This window comes from Halomonas sp. H33-56 (assembly GCF_040147035.1).
Lineage (GTDB): Bacteria > Pseudomonadota > Gammaproteobacteria > Pseudomonadales > Halomonadaceae > Halomonas > Halomonas litopenaei.
This window is the reverse complement of the sequence record NZ_JAMSHP010000001.1, coordinates 4316478-4330903: the sequence shown is the minus strand read 5'-3', so window position 1 is coordinate 4330903 and position 14426 is coordinate 4316478. Positions and strand designations below refer to the sequence as shown.

Below are 14426 nucleotides of genomic sequence, written 5' to 3'. Positions count from 1 at the left end.
AGCTGGCGTGCAGGGCCTACAATGCCTGTATTGATCGCTACAGACACTTGCACCATGGTCGAATGAACCAAAGCAGGGGGCATGGCAGGAAGCGGCAGGCAAGGGCGAGCCGAGGGGTGAGTCGAGGGGTGAGTCGAAGGGAGGGCAAGGTGAGCGGCCCAAGGGAGGCCGGGGCGAAGCGCGGGGCCAGGGCCCTAGGGTGTTGAGCCTGTGGTCTCGCGTCAGTGGCGCCGCGCCGCCTTCTTGCGTGGGATACCCAGACGCTGGCGGCGCTCCCACAGGCACTTGCGTGAAATTCCCAGCTTATTGGCCAGCTCCGTCTCGCTCATCTGGTCCTGATGTTCGAGTACGAAGTGCTGGAAGTAGTCTTCCAGCGACAGGTCGTCCTCGGTAGCCGTGTCGGATCTTTCGGAGGCGGGCGCCTCCAGTGACGTGGCCGCCTCCTTGGGGGGACTGGGCGGTCGCGTTACCGGCACCGTTGCCAGGCCCAGGTCGTCCGGATGGATCAACTGGCCTTCGGCGAGGATCACGCCACGCTCCAGGGCATTTTCCAGCTCCCTGACGTTGCCTGGCCAGGGGTAGTCGGCGATGTCCCGCCGTGCGGCGCGAGACAGGTGCAGACCGTCGCGGGCGTGGCGCTTGCAGGCCTTGGCCAGCAGCACGTCGGCAATCTCGAGAATGTCGTCCTCGCGCTCGCGCAGCGGAGGCAGGTCGATCTGCATGACGTTCAAGCGGTAGTAGAGATCGAGACGGAAGTCTCCGCTGCGTGACAGGGCGCGCAGGTCACGGTGGGTGGCAGCGATCAGGCGAACGTCGACGTGGCGCGTCTCCACCGAACCGATGCGGCGTATCTCGCCTTCCTGCAGCACCCGCAGCAATCGGGCCTGGGCGTCCAGCGGCAATTCGCCGATCTCGTCGAGGAACAGGGTGCCGCCGTCGGCGGCCTCGACCAGTCCGGTACGCATGGCGCTGGCCCCGGTAAAGGCGCCCTTCTCATGACCGAACAGCTCAGATTCGATCAGCGTCTCGGGGATGGCTGCACAGTTGACGCAGACCAGCGGCGCCTCGGCACGGCGGCTCTGCTGGTGCAGGGCCTTGGCCACCAGCTCCTTGCCGGTACCGGATTCACCCTGAATCAGTACCGTCACGTCTGCCGGGGCGGTCTTGCGGATACGGGTGTAGACCGCCTGCATCGCCGGGCAGTTGCCGATCATGGTGTGGCGCCGTCCACCCTCGTCGGCGATGGCGGGCGGCGTGCTGCGCTGACTCGCCTGGCGGTGCAGTACTCGAGCCACGGTTTCCAGCAGTTCATCATGATCAAACGGCTTGGCGACGTAGTCCACCGCGCCGAGTTTCAGCGCATCCACCGCCGAGCGCATGCTGGCGTAGCTGGTCATGATCAGTACCGGGCAGGGGGCGGCGGCCTTGATCAGGTCGGTGCCGGGTGCACCGGGCAGGCGCAGGTCGCTGATGATCAGGTCGTACTCGCCAAAGCCCTGCCCGCATGCCTGCTCCACCGACTCGCATTCGCACACGCGGTGGTCGTGGCGTTCGAGCAGGCGGCGCAGGGCGCTGCGGATGATGGCTTCGTCTTCAACGATCAGGATTCGGCTCATGGATCGGCATATCCCCGGCAGGTCGATGGACATCGGGAGAAGGTAACCATACCTGAATTCTGGTGCCACCGGCCTGCCCCGGCAGGGGCGACTCCACCTCGACCTTGCCCTGGTGCTCGGCCACGATGCTTACCACCAGGGCGAGACCAAGACCGGTACCTTGGCTTGGCGGCTTGGTGGTGGTGAAGGGCTCGAACAGGTTTTCGCGCACGCTGGGATCGATGCCGGGCCCCTGGTCGGTGACCGACAGCCAGTGACGCTCACCTTCCTCGCCGGCGTCGATGACCACCAGGCCGTTGGCCGGGCTGGCGTCACGAGCATTGCTCAGCAGGTTGATCAATACCTGCAGCAGGCGCTGCTCGTCTCCCGTGATGTCGAGCCGCGCCGGACAGCGATTGTCGTAGCGAACATCGTCGCTCTTGCGGGCCAGCTTGAGCAAGTGCAGCGCCTGGTCGGCCAGATGCCTGGCCGATACCGGCGCGAAGTCGCTGCCGGTGACGTGGCGACCGCCGTGGGCAAAGCCCACCAGTGAGCCAACGATACGCGACACGCGCTTGGTCAGTGTCTGGATCTGTTCGGCGGTCTCGAGCACGTGGGGATCCGTGGTGTCATAGCGCAGGTTCTGGGCCAGCGATGAGATGCCGGTGATGGGGTTGCCAATCTCGTGGGCCACGCCGGCGGACATCTGGCCGATGGAGGCGAGGCGAGCCGCGTGGATGAGTTCGTTCTCCAGCCATTTCATCTCGCTGTGGTCCTCGACCAGGATGACCGTGCCACCAGCGGCGTCTGCCGCCGGCTCGTCCACCAGGCTGGCCTTGAGCAGGCTGACGTAACGCAACCCCCGGGGCAGCTCCACAGCTTCCTGGTAGAGGTGGTCCTTGTCGCTTTCCAGAATGGTCCCGAGCAGCTCGGCCCAGGGCGCAGGCAGGGCCTGACGATGGGCGCCAATGATCTCCTCGCCGGAAATCTCGCTGAGCTCGGCCAGGGCGTCGTTCCACATCAGTACCTCGCCGTCGTCGCCGAAGGCACATAGCCCCACCGGCAGCCGGGTCAGCATGCGGCGATGGTGACGTCGCAGCTCATCGAGTTCCCGCGCGAGGCCAGTGAGGCGAGATCGGTAGGCCTCCAGGCGGCTTTCGACGAAGTGGATATCTTCCTTCGGCACTCGCCCATCGCGCCGATAGGGCAGGTAGTGATCGACGATGTCCTGGGCGACCGATGGGCCCATCAGGCCGGACAGGTTGGCCTGGATACGGTCGCGCAGACGTCGCAGCGCGTAGGGCCTGGCATCCTTGGCAGATTGATGGAGGCTTGCCAGCGCCCGGGTCACTTCGCGCTCGGCGACCTCGTCGCCGAGCGCCATGGCCAGGCGCCGCCTGACGTCATCACTGTCGGCCAGATTCAGCGGCAGGCGCTTGGGGCGGATGACCGCATCCACCGAGCAGGCCTCGGCGGCCGCTCGTTCTCCGGCGGAGGTGGGGGTGATCAGCGACACCAGAATCAGGCTCAGGCCATTGACGCCAAGCGATACCAGGGCGACCGGATACCAGGCGGGCGAGTCGGTGACAGCCTCGTCGCCCAGGAGCCCGAGCAAGGCGTCCAGCGGCGCAAGCAGCGGCGGCAGATCGCTGAGCAGCGGCAGCCACAGGCCGGCACACCAGATCGCCACACCCAGGCCGAGGCCGGTCATCACCCCCTTGCGGTTGGCACCGGGCCAGTACAGCAGGGCCAGCAGACCCGGCAGACACTGAGCCATGCCAACCACCGCCACCAGCCCCAGTCGGGTCAGCTCGGTATTGGCGTCGACGGCCTGGGCGAACAGCCAGCCGGCGAGAATGATGGCGCCGATCAGGCCGCGCCGTAGCCAGCGTAGCCAGCGATAGAGGTCGGGGTGCTCCACCGGAGGATGGGCGACCAGCACCAGATGGTTCAGCACCATTCCGGCGAGCGCCAGCGCGCTCAGGATCAGGGTGCCGCAGGTGGCGGCCAGTACCGCGACAAAGGCCAGGGCGGTGACGGCGGGGCTATCGGACAGCGCGAAGATGACGTAGGCGGCCCCCTGGATATCATCGGCCACCCCCATGCGCTGACCGGCCCACAGCACCAGCGGCACCGGCAGTGCCATCAGCAGCAGCACCAGCGGCAGCCCCCAGCCCGCGCTGAGCAGGGTTCGGCGACTGAGCGGGCGGGCGAAGGTCACGTGAAACATGTGGGGCATCAGTAGCGCAGCGGCGAAGAACAGCAGCAGCAGGGTTCTCCATTGGGCGGCATCGAACTGGCTCGCCTGTGCCTGGTGGACGCGGCCGGGCCCGTCCAGCCAGTGCTGCAGGTCGCCGGGGCCGTCGAAGATGGCGTAGAGCGCAAAGGCGCCCAGCCCGAGAAAGGCGACCAGCTTGATCAGCGACTCCAGGCCGATGGCGGCGGTCAAGCCGTCGTAGCGCCGATGGACGTGGGTATGACGGGCGCCGAACAGTATCGCGAACAGTGCGATCAAGGCACACAGCATCAGCGACAGCAGGCCTGGAGAGGCAGCGTCGGTGTAGCGATGGATGGCATGCCTCATGGCCTCCACCTGCATCGCCAGCAGCGGCATGACCGCTACCAGGCTCAGCAGGGTGACGCAGGTGCCGACCCAGCGGGAGCGAAAACGAAAGGCGAACAGGTCCGCCAGAGAAGACAGCTGGTGGGTTCGCGTCATGCGCTGCAACGGCAGCAGCAGGACCGGTGCCAGCACAAAGGCGCCGGCGGCACCCAGGTAGTAGGCGAGATAACCAAATCCCCGCTGGTGGGCCACGCCAAGGCTGCCGATCACCGCCCAGGCGTTGGCGTAGACGCCCAGGGCCAGGATGCCGATCAGTGGGTGGTGGACCAGCCGCCGCGGAATCCAGCCGCGCTCCACCGCGCTGGCGGTAGCGAACAGTGCCGACAGGTAGCCAAGCCCCAGCAGTACAAGGGAGACGAGCTCAGCGCTCATCCAGCGCTCGCTTCTGCTCGAGCCACAGCGTCAGGGCGATCAGTGCCCCCCAGATCAGGAACGGGCGGTACCAGGCGTTGCCGGGCTGGCCCCAGCCGGTCATCAGCAGCGGCGAGAGCAGATACCCGCAAAACACAAGCAGCAGCATGATGCGGTAGACGTACATGGCAGGCTCACTCGTTGGTGTCAGCGTCGTCGCCGTCCACTTGCAGCCCCTGCGAGGCGATGTCTGCGCGGGGGATCTGTCGAGGACGCCAGCGGCGGCAGGCGGCCTCGAGCTGCTCGGCCACCGGCGCCTCGCTCGCCGCCGGGTCGGGGGACTGCCCCAGCAGTGCCAGGGTGGCATGCAGCAGCCGGCGGACGTCACGAGGATCTTCGGGCAGTGGTCGGGCCAGGTTCTGCTTGGACAGCTTCTGCCCATCCTGCCCTATCACCAGCGGCAGGTGAAGATAGCGCGGCGGCTCGGCACCGAGGGCTTCGAGCAGCTGCAGCTGCCAGGGGGTGTTGTCGAGAAGATCGGCGCCGCGCACCACGTCGGTGATGTGCTGGTCGATATCATCCACCACCACCGCCAGCTGGTAGGCCCAGAGGCCGTCCTTGCGCTTGAGCACGACGTCACCCAGGGCGGCAGGGTCGAAGCGCTGCAGACCCTGCAGCCGATCGTGCCAGCTGACCGGGCGCTGCCCCAGGTCGCTGCGCAGGCGCCAGGCCTGCGGGGCCTCGGGCTGGCATACGCCGTCGCGGCACCAGCCTGGATAGATGCCGTAGTCCCGCCACTGCTTGCGCGAGCAGCTGCAGGGGTAGGCCATGCCCTGCTCGGTCAGCCGCGCAAGGGCACGTGCATAGGCGTCATGGCGATGACTCTGGTAGCGCACCTCGCCGTCCCAGGCGAGGCCAAAGGTCTCGAGCTGGCGCAGGATGGTATCGACGCTGCCAGGAGGGCAGCGGGGGGGATCGACATCCTCGATGCGCAGGCTCCAGCGGCCTTGCTGGCTACGCGCATCCAGATAGCTCGCCACCGCGGCCACCAGCGAGCCGGCGTGAAGCGGACCTGAGGGGGTGGGGGCAAAGCGACCATGGACGTGGTGCATGGGGGCTCCAGCGCTATCGGGAACAGGCAACCCTCGTGAACAGGCAGCCGGGGGGGCAGGTGATCACGCAAACGGGCACCCTGAGGTGCCCGTTGTCGAAGGTCCGGCGAGGGGGGGATCAGCCGCCGAGCTGCTTTTCCTTCAGTTCGGCCAGGGTCTTGCAGTCGACACAGAGGGTGGCGGTGGGACGCGCTTCCAGGCGACGGATGCCGATCTCCACGCCGCAGGCATCGCAGAAGCCGTAGTCGTCCTCATCGATCATCTCGAGGGTCTCGTTGATCTTCTTGAGCAGCTTGCGCTCGCGATCGCGGGTCCGCAGCTCCAGGCTGAAGCCCTCTTCCTGGGTGGCACGGTCAGCCGGGTCGGCGTAGTTGTTGGCCTCTTCCTGCAGATGGCGAACAGTACGGTCGACTTCTTCCATCAGCTCCTGCTTCCAGCCAAGCAGGATCTGGCGGAAGTGCTCGAGCTGCTTCTCGTTCATGTATTCTTCACCCGCCGCCGGCTCGTACGGGATGAACTTCTTGGGCGCTTCCGGTTTTTTCTGTGCAACTGGCATGGGATTGCCTCATTACTTTAGTGACTGCTGATCAATACCCCACGCTAGGCTAAGGTATCTCACGCCAAAGGGAAGGTTGTTTAGCGGATATTTGGCCGTAGTGCAATAGTTTTGCGCGATAACTACCAGTTTTCTCCCCGAAAGTCGTAGCCCGCATCGTCCGGATCAATGATTGGCGTCCTGGACGGTGACGGACGGCGACGAGGTTCCATGTTTCAATACCTCCATTGGACCATCAAGCAGGGCTCGGGTTCGCTGCGGGCCGCGATCAAGAGAGGAAGCCATGAGCTTTAACGCCAGGGTCGAAGGGGTCGCCCCTTTCCGTGTGATGCATCTGCTGGAACTCGCTCAGCAGCGCGAGGCGGCCGGCGAGGACGTGATCCATCTGGAGGTCGGCGAGCCGGACTTCTCGACCCCACCTGCGGTGCGCGAGGCCGGCCACCGTGCCCTGGACGAGGGACGCACCCGCTATACCCCTGCCACCGGTATTCCTGCGCTTCGCGAGGCGATTGCCGGCCACTATCGTGAGCACTTCGATGCCGAGGTGGCGCCGGAGCGGATTATCGTCACCCCCGGCGCGTCCGGGGCGCTGCTGCTGGCGAGTCAATTGCTGGCGGGGCCCGGAGACGGCGTGCTGATGGCCGACCCGAACTACCCCTGCAATCGCCACTTCATGGCGCTGGCCGGCGCCCGGGTAGACGCGGTGCCGGTAGGGCCCGATAGCGGCTGGCAGCTGAACGCCGAGCTGATCGCGCGGCATTGGCGCGACGATACGCGCCTGGCGATGCTGGCCTCGCCGTCCAACCCCACCGGCCATGTGCTCGAGCGCGCGGCGCTCGGCGCGGTGGTGGACGCGGTGGCCGAGCGTGGTGGTGAACTCTTGGTGGACGAGATCTACCAGGGGCTCAACTACGGCATGGCGCCGCTGTCGGTGGCGTCACTCAGCGATCGGGCCTTTATCGTCAACAGCTTCTCGAAGTACTTCGGCATGACCGGCTGGCGCCTGGGCTGGCTGGTGGCGCCCGAGGACGCCGTGGAGCCGCTGACACGGCTGGCTCAGAACGTCTTCCTGGCCGCCTCCACGCCGGCCCAGCACGCGGCGCTGGCCGCTTTCAGCCCTGAGTGTCAGGCGTTGTTCGAGGAGCGCCGGCGAGAGCTCCAGACACGCCGGGACGCCTTGCTGGAAGGGCTGTCGCGGCTCGGCCTGGCACCGTCGCTGCCGCCCCAGGGAGCCTTCTATCTTTGGCTCGACATCTCCGCCTACAGCAACGACAGCCAGGCGTTCTGCCTGCGCCTGCTCGAAGAGGAGAACGTGGCGATTACCCCGGGGACCGACTTTGCCCTGCAGGGCGGCGAGCACCACGTGCGCATCGCCTTCACCACCGAGGTGCCGCGTCTGCAGGACGCCCTGGCGCGTCTGGAACGTTTTCTGGCACGGCAGGGCTCATGAACTACCCCACCCTGGTCGGCGGCGTATTGCTGCGCCGCTACAAGCGATTTCTGGCCGATGTGCGCCTCGACGACGGGCGCGAAGTGGTCGCCCACTGCCCCAACACCGGCTCGATGCGCGCGGTCAATGTTCCCGGCGCCCGGGTCTGGCTGTCCCCCAGCGACAATCCGGCGCGCAAGCTGGCCTGGACCTGGGAACTGATCGAACTGCCGTCTGGCGACGCCCAGGCCGGTGCTGCGTCGGCGTTGGCCTCGGTGCATACCGGGCGAGCCAACCGGATCGTCGAGGAGGCCCTGCGCTCGGGGACGGTGGCCGAACTCAGGGGTTATTCGGCGATCAAGCGCGAGGCCAAGGTGGCCAACGCCCGGCTGGACTTTCGCCTGGATGATGACGAGCGCCCGAGCTGCTTCGTCGAGGTCAAGCAGGTCACCCTCAAGGAAAGCGATGGCCACGGTTACTTTCCCGACGCGGTCAGCGAACGTGGGCGCAAGCACCTGGAAAGCCTGGCGCAGCTGGTGGCCGAGGGGAAGCGAGCGGTGTTGCTGTTCCTGGTCGCCCACGAGGGCATCGACGATGTGGCTCCGGCGATGCACCTGGATCCGGGGTACGGCGATACCCTGAGACGGGTGATGGCCGAGGGCGTAGAGGTGCTGGCCTACCGCATCCGCGCCCGGCGAGACGACCAGGGCAGGCCACTGGCGCTGACCCTGGATGCAGCCTTGCCGGTGCGGCCGATGGCGCAGTTCGTCGAGTCCTGAATGGGCGCTTCTGTGAGGGGCGGATTCAGTCTGCTGCGGACGGGCGGCAGTCGGGCAGGGCCGCGAGGACGCGCTGCATGGCGGTGTCGCCCTTGGCTCCCTCGCTGACCTGGTCCCACCACTGACGATGGATGCCGCGGACGCGCACCTCGACCCGTGGTATGCCGATCACCTGGGCCATGGCCATGCGGTGCAGCCCCTTGTTGATCTTGACCAGCTCGCCGTGCCGATCCACCGCCGCGCCCAGACGGTCCTTGCCGAGGCCATTGTCGAAGCCGAAACAGGCCATGGCCTCCATGTACAGGAGGTATCGGCGCAGATAGGCGAGGATGCGTTCGGGACGATCCAGCACCATGCCGTCGGAGTGCGAGGCCACCGGCTTGCCTCTGGCCAGGCGTTCGGCCAGCTGGTGGTAGCTGCGGCTCTGGCTTGGGTCGCGGCGGTGTGCCCAGATGTCGGCGATGAAGTGCATGCGACGGCTCGACAGGGCGTGGGTCGTCGACAGATCCCAGTCGCCGTCCCATAACAGGCGATCGCTGATCCGGTGACGCTCGCGCCGATCCGGGAAGGAGCGTGGATAGTGGATCTGCCTGAGCAGCCGGCGTGGGTCGACGCTGACGTCCAGGGCCTCGCCGTAGCGTGATTCGATGCCGCGCCGGGGCAGGCCGCGGGCCTCGAGGGGCCGGCTGCCTGGGGCCTCGGACAGCCACAGGCGCAGGGCCAGGTGCTCCAGCGGCAGTGTCAGCGAGCGATTGATCAGTCCCTTGGCCCGCTGGGCCAGTCGTGACAGGCTCATGCGCGGGCCCAGGCTGGGATCGTACAGGCTGGGGTCGGCGGGCTCACCGCCGGGCGTCAGCGGCATGTCGCGGCTGGCATCCAGCAGGCTGATGGCACAGCACAGTCGTGCCTTCAGGGCATCATCCACCGACGCCGGAGGCAACTGCTGGTACAGCGCCATCAAGGCGTCCAGCGTCGGGCGCTGGGCATCCGTCAGCGGAGGCGGCAGAACGACGCGGTCGACATCGAGCCGCCAGGGCGTGGCATCGGCCGGTGTGGCCAACGCCAGGCGCTGGCTCGCCAGGCGCGAGGCGAACACCTGCATCAGCCACGCATGGGGGGACTCGGCGGCGGGGTCGAAGCGCCAGACGTTGTGCCATGCCAGCACCAGGGTGTCGTGGATCACGTCCTCGACATCCCTTGGCGCGTCGAGAAAGTGGCGGGCGATGGCGGTCAGGTGCGGCACCGTCAGCCTGGCAAGGGTCTCGAGGCCGCCGGTGGCGCCCTGAGCGCACTCTTTCAGGGCGTCGCCGACCGCCGAGGTGACGGGTGGCGCCGAAGAGAAAAGGGTATCACTGGTCACGATAGAACCGTTTCAAGAAGCTGACTGCCTCGGGGGAAGCGTTGCGGTCAAGCTGCAGCGAGAGCCGAAAGCGCATCGGCGCACTGGTGTCGATGGCGAAGGTGGCATAGCGCGAGATGCCATCGCCTTCCCGCAGGGTGCGAAAGGCCAGAGGTGTCTCGCCGGGCTTGCCCACCACCGAGACGCTGCCTTCGGTGGCGACGTTGAGGGCCTGGCCATCGGCGTCGCGAACGCTGAGGCTGACCAGACCCTGGTGCGGGCTGCGCTGGATATCCAGACGGCGGGCCATCTCCTCGGGGAGAAAGTCGGTGGTGATGGCGCTGTAGTGCGCCTCGATATCGCCGAAGCGCTCGAACTGCTGGGCCTGGGCTGGCGCCGTCGGCAATGCCTGCAGCGCCAGCAGCACCAGCAGAGACAAGGCGAGCGCGTATCGTCGGTGGCTGGCTCGATTGACGTTCATCTCATGCTCCTTGGCAGCAGGCCTGCCTGCTGACGTCCGACTCATTGCTGCCTTGACCCTCGGCCCATCCTGTCGCGCCGAGGCCTGTGGCGCGCCCGCGCCAGGTGTCAGCCGTCGCGGCTCACGCGAAAGATCGCGATCTCGCCAAACAGGTTGGGCCACAGCCGTGACAGCCGTCTACCTTCGTGGTCCTTGATGCCCACCGCGCGGTCGACGATGGTCACCCCCTTGTCACGACACAGCGCCTCGAAGTCATTGAACGTCGACAGGTGAATGTTGGGGGTGTCGTACCAGGCGTGGGGCAGCGACTTGGACACCGGCATGTAGCCGCGTAGTCCAAGATGGACCCGGTGGCGCCAGTAGGCGAAGTTGGGGAAGGTGATGATGCATTCCCGGGCCACCCGCAGCATTTCGTCGAGCATGCGGTCGGGGCGGCGCAGCGCCTGCAACGCCTGGGTCATGATCACCAGATCGCAGGCGTCATCCTCGAAGTTGGCGAGTCCTTCGTCGAGGTTCTGCTCGATGACGCTGACGCCCTTCTCGATACAGGCGGTGATGCCGTCAGGATCGATCTCCAGACCGTATCCGGTGACGCCCTTGTCGCGCGCCAGAGCGTGCAGCAGGGTGCCGTCACCGCAGGCCAGGTCGAGTACATGGGCGCCCTCGGGAATCCAGCCGTGAATCAGGGTGAGGTCAGAGCGCATGGTCGGCCTCCTGGCGTGACGGCAGCTTGAGGTCATCGGCGACGCGTCTCATGAAGCCGGCGAAGATCGCTTGATAGCGCGGCTCCGGCATCAGGAAGGCATCATGGCCGTGTGGCGAGTCGATATTGGCGTAGCTGACCGACTTGCCGGCACGAATCAAGGCGTTGACCAGCTCCTTGGAGCGTGACGGCGGGAAGCGCCAGTCGGTGCTGAAGCTGACCACCAGGAACGGACACTCAGCCGGGGCCAGGGCCTTGGCCAGGTCGCCCTGGTGGGACGAGGCCGGGTCGAAGTAGTCCAGCGCCTTGGTCATCAGCAGATAGGTGTTGGCGTCGAAGGAGGTGGAAAAGGCGTCGCCCTGGTAGCGCAGGTAGGACTCCACCTGGAACTCCACGTCGAAGCCGAAGTTGAGGTCTTCGCTGCGCAGATCGCGGCCGAACTTCGAACCCATGGCGTCTTCGGACAGATAGGTAATGTGGCCGACCATGCGTGCCAGCTTCAGTCCGCGACGGGGCAGGGTCTCGTGATCGGCGTAGTGGCCGTCGTGGAAGTCGGTGTCCGAGCGAATGGCCTGACGCGCGACCTCGTTGAAGGCGATGTTCTGCGCCGACAGCTTGGGCGTGGCGGCGATGACCACCGCGTTGGCGATGCGTTCCGGATAGGCCAGTGACCACTGCAGCACCTGCATGCCGCCCAGGCTGCCGCCGACGACGGCGGCGAAGCGGCTGATGCCCAGGCGATCGGCCAGGCGAACCTGGCTGTCGACCCAGTCGCAGACGGTGACCATGGGGAAGTCCGGCCCCCAGCGGCGGCCGGTGTCCGGGTTGATGCTGGAAGGCCCGGTGGAGCCGTGGCAGCCGCCGAGGTTATTCAGCGAGATGACGAAGAAACGATCGGTGTCGATGGACTTGCCGGGACCGATGTGGGCGTCCCACCAGCCTGGCTTGCGATCGGCCTCGTCATGATAACCCGCGGCGTGGTGGTGGCCGGACAGGGCATGGCAGATGAGGACCGCATTGCTGCGGTCCTGATTGAGGGTGCCGTAGGTCTCGTAGACCAGGTCGTAGGCCGGCAGCGTCTTGCCGCAGACCAGGGGCAGAGGGTCGTCGAAGTGCGCCACCTGCGGCGTCACCAGTCCGACCGAATCGCGAGTCGTCTCGGGCATCAGTCGTGTGTGTCCAGTGAAAGTTGGTGTTGTCGTGGCCGTGTACGCGAGCGTTGGTCGAGCCTAGAGCCCGACCAGCATCCCGGAGATACCGGCGGCCCGGACCAGCGAGCCCACCACGATGCCATCGATCAGGTTGATGCCGATGAACACCACGATGGGTGACAGGTCGAGCATCCCCAGCGGCGGAATCACCCGGCGTACCGGCGCCATGATCGGCTCCACCAGTTGCATCACCAGCAGCGCGCCGGGATGGCTGGCGTTGGGGGCGACCCAGCTGAGGATGATCATCACGATCAGCGCAAAGAAGTAGATCTTCAGGATCGCGCTGGCCAGGGCCGCGACGCCGGCGATGGCCAGGCCATCGAGCCTCGGCATGCCGACACCGGCCAGCTGCAGCAGGATGATGATGCTGATCACCTTGACCAGAAAGCCCGCGGCCAGGGTGGCCAGGTCAAAGCGGCCCATCACCGGGCCAAGCACGCTCTGGAAGGGACGCACCACCGGCTGGGTAATCTTGACCACCGACTGGCTCAAGGGGTTGTAGTAATCCGCCTTCGAGGCCTGCAGCAGAAAGCGCAGCATCAGCAGGAACAAGAAGATGTTGATCAGGGTGTTGACCAGCAGCAGGCCAGCGTTTCCCAGTTGACTGCCCATGTGGGCTCCTCCGTCTTTGATTAACCCTTGCCGAGTTCGGCAGACATTTCCTGGGCACGCTTGGCACAGGCTTGCATGGCGCCGTCGAGCGCCTGCCGCAGTCCTGCCTGCTCCAGATATTCGATGGCCCTCTCGGTGGTACCCCCCGGGGACATCACATTGCGTTTCAGTTCACCGGGATCACGGTCGCTCTGCATCGCCATCGAGGCGGCCCCGTAGGCGGTCTGCATCGCCAGTCGGCGAGCGCTTTCGGCGCTTAGCCCGAGTTTGACGGCGGCCTCTTCCATGGCCTCGAACATCAGGAAGAAGTAGGCCGGTGCACTACCCGAGACGGCGGTGACCGCTTCCAGCAGGGCTTCGTCTTCGACCCATTCGATGATGCCGACGGACGTCATCAGCTCGCCGACCAGGGCGCGCTGCTCGTCGCTGACGCGCGGGTTGGCATACAGCCCGGAGGCGCCGGCACCGACCAGCGACGGAGTGTTGGGCATGCAGCGGACCACCGCCAGGCCGCCACCCAGCCATTGTTCCAAGGTCTCGGCGCTGAGGCCAGCCGCCACCGACACGATCAGCGGCCGACGCTTTTGCACCGAATCCCGTAGAGTCTCGCACACCTGGCGCATGATCTGTGGCTTGACCGACAGTACGACCACGTCGGCGTGCTCGATCGCCGCCAGATTGTCGGTGGTGGTATGGATGCCCAGGCGCTCGGCGAGCGGCGCCAGGGTGGCGTCACGGGTGGCGGTGGCGGTGATGGCATCGGCTGGGTAGCCGCTGTGCACCATGCCGCCGAAGATGGCGCTGGCCATGTTGCCGGCGCCGATAAAGGTCACGTTGCTGGCCATGCGGGGCTCCTTGAAGGGTAGGGCATTGGATATTCGGACAAACAGGGTAGCGTCACCAGGCCTGTCGTGGCGACGGGCTCACTGGCGCGAGCCAAAGATCGCGGTGCCCAGGCGCACGATGGTGGCGCCCTCGGCGACGGCGGCCTCCAGGTCGGCACTCATGCCCATGGACAAGGTGTCCAGCGGTGCGTCCGGCAGCTCTCGACGCAGCGATGACAAGGCCTCGGCCAGTAGCCGGAAGGGCTCGCGCTGCGCTTCTGGGTCTTCGCTGGGGGCCGGGATGGCCATCAATCCGCGCAGACGCACGTGAGGCAGCGCCGCCGCCAGGCTCGCCAGCTCAGGCAGCTCCTCCAGGCTGACGCCTGATTTGGTTGCTTCGCCGCTGACGTTGACCTGCAGACAGATATTCAGTGCGGGAAGGCCATCCGGGCGCTGATCGCTCAGGCGCTGAGCGATCTTGGCACGATCGACACCATGTACCCAGTCGAAATGGCTGGCCACGTCACGTGTCTTGTTGGATTGCAGCGGTCCGATGAAGTGCCAGTGTATGCCAGGGCAGTCGCCCAGTTGGGCCTGTTTATCCAGCGCTTCCTGTAGATAGTTCTCGCCGAAGTCGCGCTGGCCCAGGGCATAGGCATCCCGGATCATGTCGGCTGGCTTGGTCTTGCTGACCGCCAGCAGCAGGGCCGCGTCGGGCGCTCTTCCCGCCTTTGCAAGTGCCTGATTCAGGCGTGTCCGGGCTTGGGTCAAGGATTCGGCAATCGTCGTGGTCATCGGCCTGGGTCTGTCC

At 66.3% G+C, this 14426-nt stretch carries 14 protein-coding genes; 2 read left to right on the top strand and 12 right to left on the bottom strand.

Annotated elements, in window-relative coordinates:
- Positions 1–221 precede the first annotated feature (221 nt).
- From NFH98_RS18580 to dksA, 5 genes are all read right to left on the bottom strand, one after another.
- A complete protein-coding gene (locus tag NFH98_RS18580) occupies positions 222–1616 on the bottom strand; it encodes a sigma-54-dependent transcriptional regulator (protein ID WP_108448695.1) in 1395 nt (464 codons plus the stop codon).
- A complete protein-coding gene (locus tag NFH98_RS18575; RefSeq protein WP_349623029.1) occupies positions 1594–4590 on the bottom strand; it encodes an ATP-binding protein in 2997 nt (998 codons plus the stop codon). Before NFH98_RS18575 ends, NFH98_RS18580 begins: the two co-directional genes overlap by 23 nt.
- On the bottom strand, positions 4580–4756 hold the full coding sequence (locus NFH98_RS18570) for a hypothetical protein (protein ID WP_045993292.1): 177 nt from the start codon (positions 4754–4756) through the stop codon (positions 4580–4582). The genes NFH98_RS18575 and NFH98_RS18570 overlap by 11 nt, the downstream gene beginning before the upstream one ends.
- Before the next feature lie 7 nt (positions 4757–4763).
- Complete coding sequence (gene gluQRS / locus NFH98_RS18565; protein ID WP_348814963.1) at positions 4764–5681, bottom strand: tRNA glutamyl-Q(34) synthetase GluQRS; 918 nt, start codon at positions 5679–5681, stop codon at positions 4764–4766.
- 118 nt (positions 5682–5799) lie between these two features.
- The gene (gene dksA, locus NFH98_RS18560) at positions 5800–6237 is read right to left on the bottom strand and encodes an RNA polymerase-binding protein DksA (RefSeq protein ID WP_045993290.1); all 438 of its coding nucleotides are present in this window, start codon (positions 6235–6237) and stop codon (positions 5800–5802) included.
- A gap of 283 nt (positions 6238–6520) precedes the next feature.
- Here dksA and NFH98_RS18555 point away from each other — a divergent pair, with 283 nt between their 5' ends.
- Both NFH98_RS18555 and sfsA read left to right on the top strand, forming a co-directional pair.
- On the top strand, positions 6521–7687 hold the full coding sequence (locus tag NFH98_RS18555) for an aminotransferase class I/II-fold pyridoxal phosphate-dependent enzyme (RefSeq protein ID WP_349623028.1): 1167 nt from the start codon (positions 6521–6523) through the stop codon (positions 7685–7687).
- Positions 7684–8445 (top strand): DNA/RNA nuclease SfsA, encoded by a 762-nt coding sequence (gene sfsA, locus NFH98_RS18550; RefSeq protein ID WP_349623027.1) that lies wholly within the window; start codon positions 7684–7686, stop codon positions 8443–8445. The genes NFH98_RS18555 and sfsA overlap by 4 nt, the downstream gene beginning before the upstream one ends.
- A 25-nt stretch (positions 8446–8470) precedes the next feature.
- On the opposite strand, the gene NFH98_RS18545 is transcribed toward sfsA, so the two are convergent.
- From NFH98_RS18545 to NFH98_RS18515, 7 genes are all read right to left on the bottom strand, one after another.
- Positions 8471–9805, bottom strand: a complete 1335-nt coding sequence (locus NFH98_RS18545) for an RNA polymerase sigma factor (protein WP_349623026.1) — start codon at positions 9803–9805, stop codon at positions 8471–8473.
- Positions 9795–10265 carry a DUF4426 domain-containing protein gene (locus NFH98_RS18540; RefSeq protein ID WP_162816430.1) on the bottom strand — a complete coding sequence of 157 codons (471 nt, stop codon included), beginning with the start codon at positions 10263–10265 and terminating at the stop codon, positions 9795–9797. The genes NFH98_RS18545 and NFH98_RS18540 overlap by 11 nt, the downstream gene beginning before the upstream one ends.
- Before the next feature lie 107 nt (positions 10266–10372).
- Positions 10373–10969: a methionine biosynthesis protein MetW gene (gene metW / locus NFH98_RS18535; RefSeq protein ID WP_045993286.1), complete on the bottom strand. Its 597-nt coding sequence runs from the start codon at positions 10967–10969 to the stop codon at positions 10373–10375.
- Entirely contained in the window at positions 10959–12134 is a 1176-nt protein-coding gene (metX, locus tag NFH98_RS18530) for a homoserine O-succinyltransferase MetX (RefSeq protein ID WP_045993285.1), read from the bottom strand. Before metX ends, metW begins: the two co-directional genes overlap by 11 nt.
- A 63-nt stretch (positions 12135–12197) precedes the next feature.
- A complete protein-coding gene (locus tag NFH98_RS18525) occupies positions 12198–12791 on the bottom strand; it encodes a YggT family protein (protein WP_045993284.1) in 594 nt (197 codons plus the stop codon).
- Positions 12792–12811: 20 nt separating this feature from the next.
- Positions 12812–13636 (bottom strand): pyrroline-5-carboxylate reductase, encoded by an 825-nt coding sequence (proC, locus tag NFH98_RS18520; protein ID WP_108132181.1) that lies wholly within the window; start codon positions 13634–13636, stop codon positions 12812–12814.
- 78 nt (positions 13637–13714) lie between these two features.
- Positions 13715–14410: a YggS family pyridoxal phosphate-dependent enzyme gene (locus NFH98_RS18515; protein WP_045993282.1), complete on the bottom strand. Its 696-nt coding sequence runs from the start codon at positions 14408–14410 to the stop codon at positions 13715–13717.
- Positions 14411–14426: the final 16 nt, after the last annotated feature.